This is a genomic window from Lacrimispora sp. YZC11 (assembly GCF_057543815.1).
Window position 1 is genome coordinate 677788 of record NZ_BAAJYQ010000016.1, and the last position, 20928, is coordinate 698715.

Annotated in this window: 16 protein-coding genes; all 16 read right to left on the reverse strand. The window is 45.8% G+C overall.

Annotated features, from left to right (window positions below):
• Nucleotides 1–42: 42 nt before the first annotated feature.
• On the reverse strand, nt 43–2127 hold the full coding sequence (locus tag AC27IJ_RS18435) for a sigma-54 interaction domain-containing protein (protein WP_487150105.1): 2085 nt from the start codon (nt 2125–2127) through the stop codon (nt 43–45).
• A gap of 107 nt (nt 2128–2234) precedes the next feature.
• Complete coding sequence (locus AC27IJ_RS18440) at nt 2235–4424, reverse strand: methyl-accepting chemotaxis protein (RefSeq protein ID WP_487150107.1); 2190 nt, start codon at nt 4422–4424, stop codon at nt 2235–2237.
• 107 nt (nt 4425–4531) lie between these two features.
• Nucleotides 4532–4966: an RbsD/FucU family protein gene (locus AC27IJ_RS18445; RefSeq protein WP_312448327.1), complete on the reverse strand. Its 435-nt coding sequence runs from the start codon at nt 4964–4966 to the stop codon at nt 4532–4534.
• Nucleotides 4967–5061: 95 nt separating this feature from the next.
• Entirely contained in the window at nt 5062–6207 is a 1146-nt protein-coding gene (locus AC27IJ_RS18450) for a substrate-binding domain-containing protein (RefSeq protein ID WP_313257448.1), read from the reverse strand.
• Nucleotides 6208–6277: 70 nt separating this feature from the next.
• The gene (locus AC27IJ_RS18455; protein ID WP_312448331.1) at nt 6278–7264 is read right to left on the reverse strand and encodes an ABC transporter permease; all 987 of its coding nucleotides are present in this window, start codon (nt 7262–7264) and stop codon (nt 6278–6280) included.
• A gap of 17 nt (nt 7265–7281) precedes the next feature.
• The gene (locus AC27IJ_RS18460) at nt 7282–8775 is read right to left on the reverse strand and encodes a sugar ABC transporter ATP-binding protein (RefSeq protein WP_312448374.1); all 1494 of its coding nucleotides are present in this window, start codon (nt 8773–8775) and stop codon (nt 7282–7284) included.
• A gap of 196 nt (nt 8776–8971) precedes the next feature.
• Nucleotides 8972–9946, reverse strand: a complete 975-nt coding sequence (locus AC27IJ_RS18465) for a substrate-binding domain-containing protein (RefSeq protein ID WP_312504057.1) — start codon at nt 9944–9946, stop codon at nt 8972–8974.
• Nucleotides 9933–11717 (reverse strand): cache domain-containing sensor histidine kinase, encoded by a 1785-nt coding sequence (locus tag AC27IJ_RS18470; RefSeq protein ID WP_312504055.1) that lies wholly within the window; start codon nt 11715–11717, stop codon nt 9933–9935. The genes AC27IJ_RS18465 and AC27IJ_RS18470 overlap by 14 nt, the downstream gene beginning before the upstream one ends.
• Nucleotides 11710–13299, reverse strand: a complete 1590-nt coding sequence (locus AC27IJ_RS18475) for a response regulator transcription factor (RefSeq protein ID WP_487150111.1) — start codon at nt 13297–13299, stop codon at nt 11710–11712. The genes AC27IJ_RS18470 and AC27IJ_RS18475 overlap by 8 nt, the downstream gene beginning before the upstream one ends.
• An 11-nt stretch (nt 13300–13310) precedes the next feature.
• Nucleotides 13311–14306: a LacI family DNA-binding transcriptional regulator gene (locus AC27IJ_RS18480; protein ID WP_312504053.1), complete on the reverse strand. Its 996-nt coding sequence runs from the start codon at nt 14304–14306 to the stop codon at nt 13311–13313.
• 152 nt (nt 14307–14458) lie between these two features.
• Complete coding sequence (locus AC27IJ_RS18485; protein WP_312504051.1) at nt 14459–15466, reverse strand: aldo/keto reductase; 1008 nt, start codon at nt 15464–15466, stop codon at nt 14459–14461.
• A gap of 33 nt (nt 15467–15499) precedes the next feature.
• Nucleotides 15500–16381 (reverse strand): aldose 1-epimerase family protein, encoded by an 882-nt coding sequence (locus AC27IJ_RS18490; RefSeq protein ID WP_487150114.1) that lies wholly within the window; start codon nt 16379–16381, stop codon nt 15500–15502.
• Nucleotides 16359–17318, reverse strand: coding sequence for a 1-phosphofructokinase (pfkB, locus tag AC27IJ_RS18495; protein WP_487150116.1), 960 nt, complete (start codon nt 17316–17318; stop codon nt 16359–16361). The genes AC27IJ_RS18490 and pfkB overlap by 23 nt, the downstream gene beginning before the upstream one ends.
• Nucleotides 17319–17327: 9 nt before the next feature.
• Nucleotides 17328–18377 (reverse strand): galactitol-1-phosphate 5-dehydrogenase, encoded by a 1050-nt coding sequence (locus tag AC27IJ_RS18500; RefSeq protein WP_487150118.1) that lies wholly within the window; start codon nt 18375–18377, stop codon nt 17328–17330.
• A gap of 10 nt (nt 18378–18387) precedes the next feature.
• A complete protein-coding gene (locus tag AC27IJ_RS18505; RefSeq protein WP_312448349.1) occupies nt 18388–19896 on the reverse strand; it encodes a xylulokinase in 1509 nt (502 codons plus the stop codon).
• Between the two features lie 19 nt (nt 19897–19915).
• Complete coding sequence (locus tag AC27IJ_RS18510) at nt 19916–20767, reverse strand: class II fructose-bisphosphate aldolase (protein WP_312504047.1); 852 nt, start codon at nt 20765–20767, stop codon at nt 19916–19918.
• Between the last annotated feature and the right edge of the window lie 161 nt (nt 20768–20928).

Below are 20928 nucleotides of genomic sequence, written 5' to 3' on the forward strand. Positions count from 1 at the left end.
AATATAGCATAATATGGTTGTCTGCTGGACTGTTTTAGCCAACTAATTGGTTATCCAATCGACTCCCTTTTTGGTGATACTACTTCCGCCTCTGCCCCTCGTAACATTTACGCAGCCGTTTTCCTCTAATCTGCCTAATATTTTACGCACCTGAGGCTGAGTTAGCTTTATCTTACGCATCTGCGCCTCCAACAGAATCTTATCCCGTCCAATGGATTGACCCGTGCGTTGTGCATTGTAAAGAATTTCTAAAATTACCCGCTCCTGTTCGGTGGGCATATGCGATGTTTTTTGGTACTGAAGAGGCTGATCTGCAGCGTGTGTTTCCTGCTCAGCATTTTTTATTCCATTCGCCTCTTCCCTATACTTACCTATACGAAAAACTGGAGGCAAATCATCAATTGTTATTATGGTATGTCCGGTAAAACACAAATAATCTGTGACATTACGCAGTTCCCGTATATTCCCCGGCCACTTGTATTTACGAAACAACTCTTTGATATCATCACTTAACCGGAATTTTCCCCCAAGTTCTTTTAGAAAACTATCCAGAATTAAGAATACATCTTCCTCTCTCTTTCGAAGTGGCGGGATTAACACCGGCAATGCATTCAGTCTGTAATAAAGATCCTGCCGGAACGTGCCTTCCGCTACTTTTTGCTCAAGTTCTTCATTCGTTGCAGCAACAATCCGCACATCAACATGAATAATTTGATTTCCGCCTACCCGCATGATTTCACGTTCCTGCAAAACACGCAGCAGCTTTACCTGGAGCGCAGGGCTCATGCCTTCCACTTCGTCTAAGAACAGCGTCCCTTGATGTGCGAACTCAAATAAACCTGGGCGGCCTCCCTTTTTCGCGCCGGTAAAGGCTCCTTCTTCATAACCAAACAGCTCACTCTCCAATAAATTCTCTGGCATAGCTGCACAGTTGATTGCCACAAAAGGCTGATCCCTGCGCTTTGACGCATTATGGACGGAGTGTGCAAACAGCTCTTTACCGGTTCCTGTTTCCCCAATCAGCAAAACCGGAGATTCTGTGCAAGCCATTTTATTTAGGATAAATTTAGTCTTTAATATGGGCTCAGACTCTCCGATCACATCATCAAAGCAATATTTTGCCCTATGCCCCTGACCCTTTTTCATCAATTGAACCCGAAGCTCGTTTTGACGGCGCTCCATCTCATTGAACTTCTGTAAAATAGCAAATGCACCAACACAAACATCCCGCCTTAATACCGGACGGACGTAAAGGCTTACCAGATTTCCTGCAACTCTCACAACTTGGGGATTCGTCTCCTTTTTCTCCTCTAAACATTTCCGGAATGGTATATAAGGAAATACTTCTTCCCCCATGTTTGTAAGACTAAGATTTTCAGGAACCCGGGTGATATCTACTGCATTTTTGTTGATTGCATATATTTCTCCATGTTCATTTACCGCGATTACACCCTGATCAAGTACTTCCATGAGAATATCAAACTGACTCTCCAATCTCCTGGAACGATTAAACATCTGATCAAAATAATAGGTATTGGTACATACTGACTCCTGATACTGTTTAAACGTGGCCTCTTCCAGTAAATCGTCAAACCCCAGCCTGAACGCGGCTTCAATCATGGTATCGGCAGAGCAGGTTCTCTGTCCTAAATTTATAATTGTGGGAATACCACTTGGCACATAACGCTCTTCATCCGGTGTAACAGCAATCTCTGCCATATCAGTCAGCTTGCTTCCCGGTGCATAGAGTATAAACTTTAAATGGGTAATCCCCAGCTGTTCCAGCTGTGTCACTGCTTCCCTCGCCATAACCTCAGTGATATTAACAAAAATGACTTTTGTTCCCTTCGGAATCTCTTCCAAACGGCGCACTGCTTCTTTAAAATAAGTAACCTGAATTTCCATCCGTTGTGCTTCTGCCGGAATGTATCGATTCGGATCCCCCATGGCATCAAAAGCATCCGTCGAGCCCATATACAAATCGCACGGTTCCATATTCGCTGCCGTTCCATCCATCATGCTATAATTTCGTACAACGGCCCGTTCCTCAAACACCGACCGGACTTGTTGCGCATATGCTTTTCCCGCAAAAGGGTCTAATGCAATAACCGCAATACTCTTTTTCATGCTTTACCTTCCTGTGACGACAAAAGAATCCAATATCAGCTCACGCTACTCTCGCTCCTGTTGTCTCAAGTATAACACAGCAAAAAAAGCTGGTAAAGATATTACCTTTAGTATTTTTCACTTTCAGAAAGCTGGTTATCCGGTACCGTTAATGGCACTGTATCCTGACCGACCCTTAGCTTAAACTGTCTGACTAATTTCTTTAAAAGCTGAGCCTGTCCGGATAATTTCTCGCTGGCCGCAGCACTCTCTTCGGCAGTAACGGAGTTCGCCTGCACCACCTTGGATATCTGGTTGATCCCTTGAGTTACCTGTGCAACGGAAGATGCCTGTTCTTGAGAAACTGTAAAAATCTGTTGAACCAACCCAGTGGATATTCCTGATGATTCCACAATCCTCTCCAGTGAATCCGCTGTCTCTTTTGCAGTGGACATCCCCTCCTGGACTGCCGTGATCGTTGCTTCTATCAGTGCCGCCGTATCATTGGAAGCTTCCGCAGATTTACCGGCCAGGTTCCGTACTTCATCCGCTACAACGGCAAAACCTTTTCCAGCCTCACCTACACGGGCAGCTTCCACGGCGGCGTTAAGTGCCAGAATATTGGTCTGAAAAGCAATGTCCTCAATGGTCCTGATGATCTTACTGATCTCAGCGGAAGAACTGTCAATCTGATTCATGGCTGCGGTCATACGGGCCATCTGCATTTTGCCATTTTCCAGTTCAAGAGCGGTTTCCCGTGATTGCAGGCTGGCTTGCTGCGCATTTTTTGCATTTCCGGTTACATAATCGGAAAGCTCACGAATAGTCGCAGCCAATTCTTCCACGGAAAAAGCCTGCTCTGCAGCCCCCTGTGAAAGGGCCTTTGCATGGCCGGACACCTGCCGGCTTTCTGCAGCAACCTGATTGGCAGACTGATTCATCTGATTTAAAATATTGCTGAAGGTGCGGCTGAGTTTGCGTACAGAAAGCAAAATACCACAAAAGTCACCTGTATAGCTTGCCTCCGCCTGAGTATCTATATCAAAATTGCCATCTGCCATCTGCCCTAACAGATAGTCGATATCATTTACAATTTTTTGCAGATTACCAGACATTTTAGCGAAGGAATCCGCCAAAATTCCGATTTCATCCTGGGAGGAAATGACAAGCGGAACATTTAAATTTCCGTTCGATATGCTCTCCGCTGCCTGCACAATGGGCTGCATGGGTTTAAGCATTTTTTTCAAAAAGTATATGGTAAGCACAAGTAAAAGAAGCAGCGCTGCCATAGAAATAATCACTAACAGAACAACCGTTTTGGTCACTGCCTTATTCACATCCGATACACTTACCCCGGTGATAGACCACCATGTCTCACCGCTGGCTGAGATTGGAGCATAAAACTGTACGGTTTTTTCACCATCGTTACGGATCATCTCCATCTGAAACGGCTGGCCATTGGACATGATGCTCTCAATAGCTGGAATATCCTTGGGTTTTTTCATAAACTCGCCAATGGATTTCCCAACTCTACTGATATCCTCGCTGTTATAGATGATTGTACCTTTGTTGTCAAGAATGGTAGCGTACATGGATGGATATTTGGGGTTGGAGGACTCCACTTTTTTGAAATTACTGACATTAATATCCGCCAGCACCACCCCCTGCACTTCAGAGCCTTTCAAGATTGGAGAGGCATAAGATACCATGGTGATTCCATTGTACTCATATGGAGGGGTCACCGTGCTTTTTTTCGTAGTTGCAGCAGTTTTATAGTATTCCTCGTCAGAATAAGTACTGTAATTTCCAAAAGGCTCAATCACTCCCGATTCATTATTCTTTGTCACACGAAAGGCATAATCTCTAATATCGCTCTGGAACTTATAAAGTTCAAACATTGCCCCCACTCCCACTATATCCTCATTCATAATTACACTGTTTCTGGCAGTGGCGGTCAAAAAGGTCTCCACCTCATAGTTCAAAGGCGTCAGAGTCTGTCCATAAATGGAACTTTGAAACAGACTGGCGACAGCAGGGTCGGAAGGCAGTTTCATCCGCGCTGCTGAAAATCCCCCCTCCTGACAGGCATTTTCCAAATAGGCTTGCATATCATTTGCAACCATTCCGGCAGTATCAAATATTTGCTGGACTTCAATGCTGTTGGATTTGGCTATTGCAGTCAGCTCTCCTGATACGCCTGTTGTAATAGCACTGCCTGACACCATGGCAGTAACTGCAATCAGGATTAAAAAAATTACTGCAAGAAAAAAACCGATGACAACACCTAACTTTGATGCCAATTTCATCTTTTGAAACATATCCTTCCCCTCCATACTCCTAATCTCCATTTTCATGGAATAGGCCGATCAATCCCCGGCTCCTGTTACTCCTCCTTCTCCATGGAAACAAGTGCCTGTCTCTCGTTTTATACCACCACGCCCTTTTTTAAAATGATGTTTGCGTATAGCGCCTTTTCACTTGTCATAATGACAACCGATGACTTCTCCTTTGTCTTTTCGTAAAATTTCCACTTATCGATTTCCTCAAAGCAGCCGGCGCCCCGATCATCATATTTTGCCACAATCTCTTTGTATTGCTCCCAAATGGGTGTTTCCACTTTATCTCCCGGAACCACCGCCATTAAAGTCACCGGATGCTCCTCATAAGTATCCAGGGGGAACACCTGAAGGATTGCCGCCAATATCTCAGCCACGCCGTGTCCATCCATACGAATCACCTTCTGCCCATAGGTATGACCTGGAAAGTTCCCATCACCAATTGTCAGCTCATCCGTATGACCCATTTCACAAAGTACCTTTAACAGTTCCGGACTTAAAATTGCCGGTATTCCTATTAACATCTTTCTTCCTCCTTAGCCAGATAAAAATTCAGGGCTGCTGCCCGGAGATTTTCCATCGCCTGATGCAGCAGCCCGATTGATCAATTAGTTATTCCCTAGTCGTACAGATTCTGTATAATTTCTTCGTTATCCATATTATCAACGGTGTACCATTTACAGCCTGTATCCACGTCAGTTACTGCTTCACCCTTGGCAGCTTTCACTGCCAGTTCAACTGTCTGGTATCCGATCTCTACCGGTGCCTGGGTAACAGCGCCGGCCAGTCTGCCGTCTTTTACCGCATCCTTAATCATGGTACCGGAATCAAATGCAACACCGATTACTTCCTTCCCCAGTCTTCCTAAATTCTCATCACCTGTGATCAGGCCTTCTCCTGTCTTCTGGTTCGATGCGAATATGCAGATCGTATCATCTTTATTTAAGATTGTCTGTGCGTCTGTTGTCATCAGAGAGGCTTCAACCTTTGCAGGAACTGCAACATCCAGAATAACATCCGCAGAGTCGCCCTTGTCCGCTTTTGCGTCACTTACAAATTTTTCATTTCCGGTTACGCATACACTTTTTCCATCGGCTTCAATCAGTTCGGTAATCTTATTAATAAAACCAAGTCCGCGGCTGATAATGGATTCTGATGTGGCATCCTGGTTCAGAACTCCGATCCGGACACTACCAGTGGCTTTTGAAATGATATCCTTTACCAGAGGATATGTATTTTCGGCTGCTACTTCTCCTGCCTTGTAATTGTCCGTAGCCGCATTGGCCACTACGGAACCTGCCGGTGCATTTGGAACACCGGAGTCAAATCCTATGATCGGGATATTTGCATCCTGGGCTTCCTTAATGCTGTCGTTTAAAGCTGATACATCCAGGGCTGCCAGTCCAATTGCATTCGGCTGCATCTGAACCGCATTGTTCACCATCTGAACCTGCTGGGCAATATCCGATTCAGAATCCGGTCCCTGAAATTCCAGACGGACCCCCAATCCCTTTGCTGCGTTTTGAGCGCCCTTATATACTGCCTGCCAATATTGGGACTGAAATCCTTTTGCTACCAGATAAACAGTCATATCGCCGTTAGAAGCAGCTTCTGTGGCTGCAGGTGCCTGAGTACCTTCTGAGGTTTTAGCCTCTGTGACTGCAGGAGCTGCAGAGGTACTGCCCGTTGCTTTGCTTCCGCATCCGGCCAGGGCGGTGGCAATCATTGCCGTGCTCAGTAAAATTCCCAATACATTTCGTTTCATTTTTACTTCCTCCTCAAATTTAAATGATTAATTATGTAAATTCTTTCGAATCACATTCCCTGCACTGCGTTTAATTTTTCTTACGGTTTCTATATACATCAGCAAATACTGCGACAACTAATACTAGGCCTGTTGCTACCTGCTGATAGTGCGTCTGCAGCCCCACAAATGGCAGACCAGTTTTAAGTATTGAAATAATAAACACACCGATCATAGTACCTGCAATCGTACCGGTACCTCCTGCCATTGAGGTTCCTCCGATTACAACACCTGCAATGGCATCCATTTCAAATCCGGCTCCTCCGCCTGGAAGCAAGGTTGAATAAATGGTAGAATATGCAAGTCCTGCGATTCCTGCAAAGGTACCGCTGATGATATATGCGATAATCAGATACTTGTCAACATTAACACCGGATAGCCGTGTAGCCTCTTTATTGCTTCCAAGGGAAAGGATATACCGGCCGGTTTTCGTTTTGTTCAATACGATGGCCATAATGACGGCTGCTGCGATCAGAAGTACAAAGCCGGTGGGGATCAGTAGTCCACTTGCTGTTTTTATCTTGAAAAGGCAGCGGTACCAGCCTTCAGGATCAGAGCCGGATTTCCAGGTAACTGACTGGGCACCTGTGATAATGGAACCGATTCCCTTTGACAGCATCATCGTGCCAAGGGTAGCGATAAAAGGCGGCAGCCCCATTTTAGCCACCAGCAAGCCGTTTATCACACCAAAGATCATGCCGATGAGAATACAGATAATGATTGTCAGCCACATTGGAAAACCTTTGTTTACACTCAGATAACCGGCCACCAGACCTGACATGGTCAATACAGTACCAATCGACAGGTCGATCCCGCCCGTTGCAATTACAAAGCAGATGCCAATCGCCATAAATCCGATATAATACGATGCGTCAAATATATTTACCATGGTATTGTAGGTGGCAAACCGGGGATTCATTATGCCAAATACCCCGTAAATGACAATCAGTGCCAGCAATGCCACCAGTCTCTGTGTACCGATTGCCTTTACAACCGGATTGTTTTTCAGTTTTTCCATCTCTTTCTCCTCCTGGATTAATTTCTCAAGGTGGCCGCAGTCATGATACGTTCCTGCGTCACTTCTTCAATGGGAAGCTCTCCTGTGATACGTCCCTCACACATTACGATGACTCTGTCACTCATACGAAGGATCTCTGTCATTTCTGATGATATCATGATGATGGATTTTCCCTGCTTTACCAGTTCATTCATTAAATGATAGATCTCACTTTTTGCACCTACATCAATTCCTCTCGTCGGTTCATCAAAAATCAGGATATCACAGTTTTTGATCAGCCATTTTGCAATAACTACCTTCTGCTGATTCCCTCCTGATAAGTTCATTACCAGCTGGTTCACGCTGGGAGTCTTGATGTTCAATGTTTTCACATATTGTTCTGCTTCCCTCTGTTCTTTCTCTTTTTCAATGAACAGACCCTGGGTAAAATCAGGCAGGGAGGCCATAGTTGCATTTTCGGCTACGGTTTTCTGGATGACAAGGCCAAACCGCTTGCGGTCCTCAGACAAATATCCGATTCCATGCTTTACCGCATCCTCTGTTGTCTTTATCTCCGCTTTCTTTCCATTAATGAATATATCTCCGCTTTCTTTTCTATCAGCCCCAAAGATCACTCTGGCTGTCTCTGTTCTTCCTGCTCCCATCAGACCGGAAAAGCCCAGGATCTCGCCCTTACGCAGTTCAAAGCTGACATCCTTCACCAATCTTCCGGCATTTAGATTCTCCACCTTAAGGACAACCGGTGCGTCCTCTGGAACATTGCTCACCTGCTTTGGCGTCTCATAAATGACACGCCCTACCATCATATTAATGATGTCATCCTTGGTGCAATCTCTGGTGACCAGCGTTCCTACATAACTGCCATCACGCATAATAGTCACCCGGTCTGTAATTACTTTGATTTCATCCATCCGATGGGATATGTAGACAATTCCCAGTCCTTTGGCCCGTAGATCCCGGATGATTTTAAACAGCTCCTCGATCTCTGCCTCTGTCAAAGCTGCTGAGGGCTCATCAAATACAATCAGCTTCACTTCTCTGGAAATAGCCTTAGCAATTTCACACATCTGCTGCCTGCCTACAGTCAGGTTCCCCATGATTTCCGCCGGGTTAATATCTATGTTCAGTTTATCGAACAGCTTCCTGGCCTCCCTGTTCAACTGGGAATCGTCGATCAGACCGCCCTTCATCATCTCCCGGCCAATGAAGATATTCTGTGCGACCGTAAGATGATTCATCATATTAAGCTCCTGATGCACAATGGCAATTCCTGTGTCCTGGGCTTCCTTTGGAGTGGTAAACTCCATCTCTTTTCCTTCAAACTCAATCGTACCGGAGTCCTTTGAATAAATACCGGTAAGTATTTTCATCAGTGTGGATTTTCCTGCACCATTCTCACCCATTAACGCGTGAACCTCGCCGCTTTTCACTTCCAGGTCCACATGATCCAGTGCATGCACACCGGGAAACGACTTGTCAATTCCCTTCATTCTAAGCATCACGTCGCCCACATTTTCACCTTCCATCTCCTCTGATTATGAGAGCGAACCGTTTCGCTCCTTCTTCTATCATTATATATTCTTCAATATTTTTTCCTATAGAGGATCTTACAAAAAAAGAGGAATATTTTACTTTTCCGTAAAATACTCCTCTTTTTCTTTCTTCTGTTTGATTGATGATGCCGTTATAACGGAAACTTTTTCTCGATTAAAACGGAAACAGCAGTTTCTGGTTTTCATCCGTGTAGATATTGTCTACCGTAATGATCTCAGTTTCAGAATAAATGATCTTCTCTACCTTCTTTCCCTTTGCGATTTCCACGGCCTTCTGTATTCCTAAGTAACCCATGTTAAAGGGTTTCTGGACAATGAGCGTATCAATGATCCCTTCTTCCAGATACTGGATTCCCTCCACATCATTATCAAATCCCACAATATATATCTTATGTTTCAGATCCATTTCCCGCACGGCCCGGGCAACTCCGACTGTGGAATAGAGATTTAAACCGGCAATCAGATTGATTTCCGGCTTTTCTTCCAGAAGCTGCTTTGTCTGCTCATAAGCCTGTTCATAGTCTGAATTGCTGTATAATACAGTTTCAATCCGATTTTCGTATTTGCCTAGTCCAATCCTGACCCCCTGTTCACGTTCAATGGCGGTGGAAGAAGCTTTTACAAAAGACATAATGGCGATTTTCGTATCCTCTTTCATATAATCCAGCATTTTGTTGCCCATCTGGGTTCCTGCCTCTATGTTATCCGTGCTGACACAGCACTCTGCCAGATCCTCATCCAGCATGGAATCCAGCAGAACCAGTTTGATGCCGGCTTCCTTTATTTTCCATACGGAACCCGTCATCTCCGAATATCTGATGGGTGACAATGCGATCACATCGGGATTCAGCTTAATTGCTTCATCAATATATTTTTCCTGTGTTACATAATCGTTCTCAATTTGAGGAGCAAGGATGACGATATCAGCCTGGTACTCCCTGGCCGCACTTTTTGCGCCGGATATCATGGACATCCAAAAATCATTTGTTTCATCCATGACCTTAGGAATAAAAACAATCTTTACCTTTTTATTCTCTCTGAATTCTCCCAGCCGAATCAGGGATAAAGCAAAACAGGAAGCAGCCAACAGAAGCAACACTAAAACAATTCCATTTTTATGCTTTTTCATCTGTATCCTCCTTGCGCTCCGGCAGCAGGAAGGGGATTTCAATGGTAATGGTCGTTCCTATTTCCCTTTCGCTGTCCACCCAAATTCCATATTCCTCGCCGTAATACAGCTTTAAGCGGTTCTGTATATTACCCAGCCCTACTCCATTGTGTTTCCCCCCGGTTTTATTTTTGTTCCGGAAAAGGTTCTGCAGAGTCTCTTCTTCGATCCCTATTCCATCATCCATCACCTTAAGGATAACTTTATTTTCCAGACGATACCCTGTGATCCAAATATGACCGCACCCTTCTTTATACTTAAGTCCATGATACAGCGCATTCTCTACAAGGGGCTGCATAACCAGTTTTATGATATGGCATTCCAGTATATCCGGATTCACCTGGATATCAAAGGTTACCTTATCCCTATAACGCATCTGCTGAATTAAGAGATAATTTTTCGTGTATTCCAATTCCTGGCTGATTGTGACAAACACATCGGAATTCCCGATGGCCTGCCGAAAGAACCGGGCCAATATGGAAGTCATTTTTATGGCCTGCTGGGAATCATCGGTTTCAATCATCCAGATGATAGAGTCCAGAGTATTATATAAAAAATGGGGATTGATCTGTGACTGCAAAGCTTTCAGTTCGCTTTTCCGCTTTTCCACCTGTTCCGCCATATTCTTCTTCATCAATTCATCAATATGTTCCGTCATTCGGTTAAAGGACCGGTTTAAGCTGGCAATCTCATTATCTCCTCCTGCATCAATGTATACCGGCTGAAATCTTCCCTCCTGCACCTTCTTCATACCTGCCTGAAGCTGCTTGATGGGTTTTGTTATGCTGTCGGACAGGAATATGGCAATTACGCCTGCCAGGACGATCAGCGCCAGTGCCATGCCAATGTACATGGCTCTCATGGCCTGTTCTCTTTTTACCAGCTCAGAGGTATACACAACCCCTACAATGGTCCAGCCGGTTTTTCCTGAGCGAAAGGTGGTATAAATCTTATTCTCCCCGTTCTCATCTTTATAGGAGATTCCTGTTTTCTGATTCAGAACTTCTTTCAGCAGCTCATTTTTTACCCCGCTTAAGATCAGCTGCTGCTGGGGATGGTATACGATTTCCCCTTTCTGATCCACAATATATACATATCCTTTATTCCCAAGATGGATTGATTCACATAAGTCATTGATCACATCATAATTTAAATCAAGAATAAACAGTCCTTCCACCTTTTGGGTCTTGGGATTCTGGATTCCTCTGCTGAGTGTCACCACCCATTTATAATCTCCCTTCACCAGATTCTGGACATGGGAAGAGGAAATGACAATTTCACTTCCTGCCTCTTTTGCCTCCCTGTACCATTCCTTCTTTTCCAACTGTGCTCTGGTATTCATCGCACGGTTTCCGCCGTTGATAAAATACCTGCCATTGTTTCCAAGGATCGCAATATTGTAAATATCCTTTCTCACCTGAAGAATGGTCTGGAATTCTTCCTTCAGATGAGGCCACACTCCGGTTTCATCATCACCAAACAGATATTCCCGCATGTCCCGGTTGCTGACCACCACATGAGAGATGTTTTCCATATGATCTACATAATTTTCGATGCTTAAGTTTACCTGTTCAATCAACCGGCGGCTGTTCTCCTCGGAATTTTCCATCAGGTTCTCTTTGGTATATTTTATAGAAAAGAACATGAATGCAGTCACAATCAGCAGAACCAGGCAGGAGAAATAAATGATCATGCTGGTACGAATGCTTTTAAACCTTATTTTCCTAATCATTTTTTCCCTTCTGTCCGGTTACGGATTTTGCATATTCCCTGGGTGTAATCCCCACAGTCTTTTTAAAAATAGAACTGAAATAATTGGAATCACTATACCCACAGCGTTCTGCAATCTCATAGGTTTTCATGGTTGTGTTTTTCAGCAGTTCCTTAGCCGCTTCCATCCTGGCCTTAGTCAGAGCCTCCACAAAGGTCATACCGGTATAATTTTTAAATGCGGAGCTGAAATAACTGACACTGATCGCCAGCTTACTGCACACCTCCTGAAGGGAAAGACTGCATTCGGAATAATGCTCCGAGATATAATTAAGGGCCATTGCCGCCCGTTCTTCTCCATAGCTGCTGCGGTTCCTGTTCATGATATCTGCCGCAGAATCAAAAAAATCCAGCAGCTTTTCTTCCATTTCAGAGATATAACTGCAGCCGTAAAGGCCGGAAAGAAGCTCCTGCCCCTTTAGGAAAAGATCAGCGTCCTCCATGTTCAGACGTTCCAAAGAATTCATCACGGCCAAAATAAGGCTCTGACAGAAAATCACAACCTTGGTTCGTGAAAGCCATTTCTCGCTGCATTCGTCCCGGATCGAGGAGACTTCCCGTCGTATCTCCTCCTTTAAATTGCTCTGGACGGCAAGAACCAATCTCTTTTCCCTGTCATTTTTTTCAAATCCGGCATCTGGCTGAAACCGGCATTTCTGGTATTGATCCCATTCATATACGTGGGTTTCCTTTTCCAGATAAAGGTATTCCTTCATACCCAAGGCTTTTTCATAAGAAAGACTCAAGCCGTTTAAATTCATGACAGCGATCCCCATCAGACAGAACACTTCAATCCCTAATCTGCTGCTGATGTCCTGTACCATCGTTTGGCATAAGCGGGCCATATTATGATCCGGATCGTCGCTGCGGCACCGCTTAATATACGCAATCATGGTTCCGTCATTTCCTTGAAAGGCCAGAACATCCTCCGGGTATTTGGCCCTGGTAAATTCCGTCATTTGCTCCAAATCCATCCGGCTGACCGGCTCTCTTGGAAAGAAAATTGCAGCACAGTAGCTGTCTCCACGAAAGTTGATTTTAAATTCTCTCAGCTTTTCCCCTATGGCTTCCTCCGGTACCTTTCCCTGGGCCAGCTGAAGCAGAAACTGGTTTTCCAGCAATGGATAGCTGTCTTCGTACCGGATACGCACCTGCTGATTATTCCTCTCATCCTCCAGAGTCTTATGGATTTCCATTAAGTTTTCCGTCAGCTCAGCCGATGTGACAGGCTTCAATATATAGGAAAACACATGATATTCCAGCGCTTTTTTTGCATATTCAAATTCTTCATATCCCGTAATAATTGCTACCTTGGTATTTTTGGCATTTTCATATACATACTTTGCAAGTTCCAGCCCATCCACATAGGGCATGCAGATATCGGTGAGAATCAAGCTGACCGGTTCCCGGTCAATAAATGCTATGGCCTCCCTGCCGTTCTCACAGGTACCAACCAATTCGTAGCCCAGTTCCTCCCATGGGATTTTTTTAGAAATCCGTTCCCGGATTAATATTTCGTCATCCACCAGCAATACTTTATACATGTTTTCCCCCGTCAAACAATCCTTCCTATGGACTCTCCCTCTGACAGCATGGTCTGGAGTATTTCCACCTGTGGTTCCCGGCAGTTGCCGTTCTTTAACCGTTCCATCATAATCTCAGCTGCCCTCACAGCAATTTGTTCCATGGGCTGTGTGATCATCCAAAGCTTAGGCTTCACCACCTGAGCCAGCATCATATTGTCAAACCCGATTACGGAAATTTCCTTTGGAAAAGAAACATTCTGTTCATTCATAGCAATCACGGCCCCAAGTGTAATCTCATAATTACTTAAAAACACTGCTGTCGGCCGTTCTTTCATGTTTAACATTTTTTTCATGGCTTCATACCCGTGCCCAACAGTCAATTCTCCCTTCAGGATGCAGGCTTCTGCCCCTGGTTCATCCATTGCACCGCAAAAACCATAAAGCCGCTTTCTGGCCGTATAATAATGCTCATCCCCGCAGATCATTCCGATCCGGCGGTGTCCATATGCCAGCAGCTTCTCCACCGCCAGCCTTGATGCCGTTTCATTGTCAACAATCACGCTGTCAAATTCCTGATCTTCGAAAATCCGGTCAATCAGTACAATAGGAATCCCCCGTTCCCTGGCAGGTTTTAAATAACCGGAATTTTCAGACGTGGGAAAAGTGATAATTCCATCCACCTGTTTGCCCAGGAGAAACTGTATCTCTTCCGCCTCTAATTCCGGATTTCCACGGCAGTCACAAAGAAACATCCCATATCCGTGCTGTCGAAGAATGTCTTCCATCCGGGATATGATGGTTCCTGCAAAAATATTTTTCAAATCATGGAGCAGGACTCCTACGATCCTGGTCTGCCTTGTTTTTAGGCCCCGGGCAACTTCATTGACTTCGTAATGGAGTTCCTCTATTGCCCTGCCGATTGCCGCCCTGTTTTCCGGCAGGACATTGCCGCCATTTAAATATTTGGAAATCGTAGCCAATGACAGCCCTGTCAGCTTTTGAATGTCTCTTATTGTTGCGCCCATAGTCTTCCTTTCCTGACCGCGAAACGTTTCGCTCTTTTTCCTTTTCATTATACATAATCTACGGCAAAAAGAACAGTATCAAAATTACATGCTCCCCACGGCTCACAAAAAGAAAGAGAAGCTTCCTCTCCGGCAGCTCCTCTTTCTTTTCCCTATTTTATGATGTAGCCATCCTCATCCCACAGGTCATGCCAGTCTGATGCTCCTTCCCAGAGGAACACCTGCCCTTTTACCAACCGGTTATTGCGCTCCAGGGTTGCAATTGTTTTCATCTCATCCTCTGTAAGCGGATCTTCTGTCATGGCTCTTAAGTTGCTGACATACTCTGCTTCATAAATGGAAAATGGAATGGGGATCTGCCCTCTCTGTCTGGCCCATTTGAGTGCAATAAGGGCCGGATGGCATCCGTGAGCCTCTGCGATTTTCTTCATCTCAGGCTGCTGTAAGTCTGCAATATCTTCCTGGCACATATCCCGTTCCGGACGCTGAGGCGAACCAAGGGGCATGAAGCCTACAGGCTGAATCTTATGTGCCACAAGATAATCAAACAGCTCCTTCTGCTGGAAGCAGGGATGAAGTTCCATTTCACAGGCGGCGGGCATGACCTTCATCAACGGCAAAACTGCCTCCAGCTTCGGTATGGTCATATTGGAAATGCCAATGTTGCGGATAAGTCCTTTTTCTACAAGAGCCTCACACTGTCTGTATGTACGGATGAATTCCTCTGTGCTGAAGGGTCTGGAATCCGGATTGCGGGAATCTGCATCACAATGAGGGGCATGATAGTTTGGAAACGGCCAATGGATAAAGAACAGGTCCATATAGCCGCACTGCAAGTCTAAAATGCTCTTTATGCAGGATTCCTCTACCCGCTCATGCATATCATTCCACACCTTTGTCATGATAAACAGTTCTTTTCTATCCACCACGCCTTCCTCAAACGCATCCTGGAATACCTTTCCGATCTGGTCCTCATTGCCGTAGCAGGCGGCACAGTCAAACATCCGGTATCCGCAGCGGATTGCCCCTGCAACAGCAGAGGACACCTGCTCCGGGGTAAAACGGTCAGAACCAAAGGTTCCCATTCCAACACAGGGAATCTGCTCTCCCGTATACAGTGTTACTTTCGGCACATCTGCCGGATTAATAAATTCTCCCATCTGTTTCTTCTCCTCTTCATTTTTTCTTGTTTATTATAAAATCGTTATGGTATAACTTAACTCTTCTAAATGCCCTGGTTCTGCAATCAATACATTTCTCTTGTGCTCCAATACATCGTCTTCATCACTGCAGGTGGAAAGACCGGACCATGGCTCCATAGCAATAAAAGGTCCGTTGTTGTTCGAGGACCACAGAATCAGATACGGAAACTGTGGAAACTCCAATTGGATTCCTTTATGCCCCTGCCTGTGGATGTACTGTATTTTCCGGGATTTTAACTGATCAAAAATCATTGCATCCTCTTTAAACAGGTCGTGATTTAAGCGTAATGTATTACTGCCTTCCAGCATGGCCGTTCTTTTTCCCATGTCGATCAGTCCTGTCTCTGTCACAGGAGCAGGAACCGTACAATTTTCCTCCCGTTCAAAAACAATCTTATAGTCGGAATAATCCTCACCGCTGTCCAGGGGACAATTAAATGCAGGATGACCGCCTATAAAAAACGGCATATTCGCAGTATCCCTGTTCAAGATCCCATAGGTTACCTGTATCTGCTTTTCCTTCAGCGTATAAGTGATGGACAGACGGAATTGATAGGGATACTGAGCAAGCATAGACTCATTTTCCTCAATGGAGAAACAAATTTTGTCTTTGAAAATGAATTCCAGTTTAAATTCTTCCTTCCGTACAATGCCATGCCTTGGCATGTGAACCGGCGTTCCATCTTCCGTCACTGCCTGGTCTTCTCTCAGACTTCCGCATATGGGAAACAGCACAGGCGCCTGGCCGCTCCAATACCGGGAGTCTCCCTGCCATAAATATTCCCGTCCACTCTTGTCCCTGATTGAGGTCAAACCTCCGCCTTTTGTTGTAAATTCCACGCATAAATCGTCATTCTCCAATTGACAGTTCATTGCATCCCCCGATCCTGCATACTTCAATCTCCGGCAGCAGCCGTTCCATATCCTCAAGTCTGTAATATCCGGTTTCTTCCCTTAATGCTGCGGCTGCTGAAATAGCGCTGGCTTTTCTAAGGATATCTTCCACAGGCAGGCCCTGGCTGAGCCCCAGGGCAAAACCGGCAATCATTGAATCCCCGCACCCCACCGTATTAACCGCATGGATCTTTGGCACTGTAGCCCGGTAAACTCCCGTATCACAAACAACGAAGGATCCGTCTTTTCCAAGAGAAACCGCCACGATTTCCACTCCACGCCTATGGATCTCACCGGCTGCCCTGATCATCTCCTCCAGACTGTCACAGGACTTTCCGGTCAGCATCCGGATTTCGTCCAAATTTGGCTTAATCATGGTTGGCCGGGCCTCTATCCCCATCTCAAGAAGCGATCCGCTGGTATCCAGTATCACCTTTTTTCCAAGGTCTTTTCCAATCTTTATCAGGCGCTGGTATGCAGTTCCATTAAGACCTTTTGGAACGCTTCCAGATATAGCCACCACCTCTGCCTGTCTGGCCAATTCTTCAAACTGCCCAGTAAACCGCCAGAAATCTTCCATTGAAACTGTAAAACCCGGCTCCAGAAATTCAGTCTGGATTTTATTTTTCTCATCCCAGATATTAATGCAGGAACGGCTTTCCTCCTTTAAATGACAGAATGCACTTTTAATCCCAAATGGCTTTAATGAATCCTCAATATAGCTTCCCGCATGGCCGCCGATAAAACCGGTAGCAACCACTTGGGCACCGGCAATGGCAGCCGGCTTGGAAACATTCAGTCCTTTTCCGCCCGGAGTATAAGTACATTCCTTTACCCGGTTTACTTCTCCTATGCAAAACCCATCCACTACATAGCGTTTATCAATTGCTGCATTCAGTGTCACCGTCAGTATCATGGCTGCCTCCTATTCTTCATTTACCAGCAGCACTTTTCCCTTGACCTGGCCTGGTAACTTGAACATCTGGAAGGCCTCCTGTGCCTGGCTCATGGGAACCTTTTTATAGATAAAACCCGGATCGAACTTAAGCTGTCCAGTCGCAAAGTAGTGTGCAGTCAGGCTCCACTCTTTTCCAGGGAATGGGGAACTGTATGACATCCAGGAACCGGTCAGATAAAATTCCTTCCGGTTCATATTTTCCCACATGGCCGGAGTAAACTCAAGTTCCTCGTGGGGAGTGCCTACAAAGCACACATGGGCTTTATTAGCCGCCAGCTCAAAGCCCATATGCATGGTGGGAATCTGTCCGGCTGTCTCAAATACGTAAGAAAACCCTTTCCCATCAGTGATAGCCATGGCCTTTTCCATATAGCCATCTTCTGTGGTGTTGACGGTTTCATCGGATCCCAGCCTTTTTGCAAGCTCCAGACGCTCATGGCTGATATCAAATACCACCACTTTTCTGGAACCAAATATTTTAGCCCACTGCATCGTAAACATGCCTATGGTTCCGCCGCCTAAAACAGCAACATACTCACCGCCCTTATACTCATTCTGGAAAATCCCATGAAGGGCAACAGTAGATGGTTCAAACATGGCGCCCTGCTCATAGGAAATGCTCTTATCAAACACAACCGCGTTCTGCTCCGGTAATACGACGTAATCCGCATTACTTCCCTGCTGTCTGGAACCGATAAAGCTGTAATGCTTGCAAAGGGAAAAGTTTCCATTCTGACAATCATCACATTTCATACAGGGAAGCAACGGTGCTCCGGATACTCTGTCACCGACCTTAATTTTCTTAACGCCCTCTCCTACTTCCACCACATCACCGGAAAATTCATGTCCCAGCACGATGGGATAATAGTGGACTCCATGATGCAGTACTCTGGGTATATCAGAACCGCATATGCCGGATGCTTTCACTTTCACTTTTACCAGTCCCGGTCCTGCCACCGGTTCCTCATAATCCTGATATTTCACATTTTCATTTGCACAAACTACTGCCGCTTTCATTTTCATCCTCCTACTTTTCCATAATTGTCTGTAAGGAATCGTATATGTCCAGATAATTCCGGTAATTCCGGTCATATACCTCCCGATTGTCCTGATTTGGTACATGGTAGCGCTTATTTTTAACTGTTATCTTTACCGCATCTTCAAAATTCCCATAGACGCCTACTCCTACGCCAGCCAGAATGGCAGCGCCAAGGGTGGTGGCGGTATCGGAAGAAGGAACTGCAATGGGCTTTCCCGTCACATCCGACTTGATTTGTGTCCATAAAAGGGAATTTGCAGAACCTCCCATTGCCCGGAGTACACTCACCTTAGCGCCTGCATGCTCGGCAACCTCCAGATTATGCTTTAAGGACATGGCAACGCCTTCCATGGCTGCACGGATTAAATGCCCTTTTGTCTTGCTGAAATCCAGGCCATAATAAACACCCTTTGCCTTTGGGTTCCAGATAGGAGAGCGCTCACCTGCCATATAAGGCAGAAAGATCAATCCATCACTTCCCGGAGCAGTTTCCTGCGCCAGATCATTAAACAAATCCAATGAGCTTCTGCCGCAGCGCCTGCCTTCTTCTCTCTCATAATCAGCCAATTCCCGCTCCAGCCAGCGCATCACTCCGCCGCCGCCTGTTGTACCGCCCTGAAGCAGCCACAGGCCGGGAATTACATGGTAACCAAGAATCAGCCGCATATCTGCCTTATATTGATCCATACAAATGCTCATTCCGCCTGCCTGCCCGCCCTGTTCCTGTGTTTCTCCCGAATGGATCACACCGGCGCCAAGGGTTCCGCAGGCAGCATCAAGACCCCCGGCCACGACAGGAGTCCCGGCAGCAAGGCCGGATTGTGCCGCTGCATGGTCAGTCACTGTTCCGATCACTTCATGGCAGGAATAGATCTCGGGCAGGATCCCTTCCGGGATACCCAGCGCTTCACACATTTCCTGATTCCAGGTACCTGTATGCATATCAAAGCAATGCAGTCCGTATCCCTGAGAGACATCCTGCGTCATTTTTCCAGTCAGCTTACATGCGATGTAGCTGTTAGACTGGAGAATTTTATATGTATGCTCATACACCTGAGGAAGATTTCTCTGATACCAGATGATTTTAGCTGTGGTATAGGATGGCTGAAGAGAATTGCCGGAAATTTCAAAGATTCTTTTTTCTCCCACCCTGTCATTTAATTCCTTGCAGATATCGTTTGCTCTGGTATCCATCCAGATTGGCGTATCAGCCAGAACATTTCCTTCCCGGTCAACCGCTACTGCCGCCCAGCTCTGCCCGTCGATTCCGATTCCGGCAATTTGCCCTGCCGGGATTTTGGATTGTTCCAATACCCCTTTTATCCCGCGGCAAATCCCTGTCCACCAGTCCTCCGGGTTCTGCTCCGCCCAACCTGGCTTTGGATAATAAACCTCATATTCTTCGCTGGCAGAGGAAATAACATTTCCTCCCTGGTCAAAAAGAGCCACCTTGCAGGCGCTTGTACCGATATCGATTCCCAATAAATATGGTCCCATATCATTCTCCGTCCTGTTTCTATTTTGCCTTATGGTCGCATCCGCATACCAGGATGCGGTTTTTTACAAGTTCCTTTACAGCCTCCATTCCAACGCCTCCCAGTTTTTTGGGATCAAACATATCCGGATTTTCTGCAATCAGCTTCTTTCCTGCATCTGTGTAGGCAACTCTCAGTTCTGTTGCAAAATTCACCTTGCACATACCTCTCTGCACGCACTCCCGGATATCCTCGTCTCTTAAGCCTGACGCACCATGAAGTACCAGGGGGATTGAAACCAGCGACCTGACCTCCGAAACTCTTTCTTTGTCCAGAACAGGCGTATCTGCATAGAATCCATGGGCCGTTCCAATGGCTATTGCCAATGAATCCACCCCCGTGCGTTCAACGAACTCCCTGGCCTCTGCCGGGTCGGTATTCGTATCTCCCTCGGCTTCCAGATCATCTTCCTTTCCGCCCACCTTACCCAGCTCCGCTTCCACCGTAACACCGCAGGCTTTTGCAACCTCTGCCACCTTTTTAGTAAGGGCGATATTCTGTTCAAAGTCCTCATGGGAGCCGTCGATCATGACCGATGTATAACCTGCCTGGATGGCCCGCACCGCAAGCTCAAAGCTGCTTCCATGATCCAGATGGAGACATACCGGAATACCGGCCTTTTCAGCCTCCGCAGCTACCAGGGCCTGATATGTTTTTAAGGTTCCATACTTTACAGTAGACGGTGTGGTCTGAAGGATCACCGGAGCCTGCAGCTCCTCAGCTGCGGCAATGACCGCCTTTACCATCTCCATATTTTCCACATTAAATGCTCCTACTGCGTATCCACCCTTCTGTGCATCCAGCAGCATCTGCCTCGACGTAACTAATGCCATTGTACTTCCTCCTTAAATGTGATGGTTTTTTTGTTCTGACTTTAATTATAAAGATATTTCCCCAAATAATTAGTGCCTTATGAGACAACCCAAGGCTGATAATGTCGTGTTTTCGAACATCTTGACTTAGGTCTCCTCTCTTGGTAAACTGGTGATAGCAA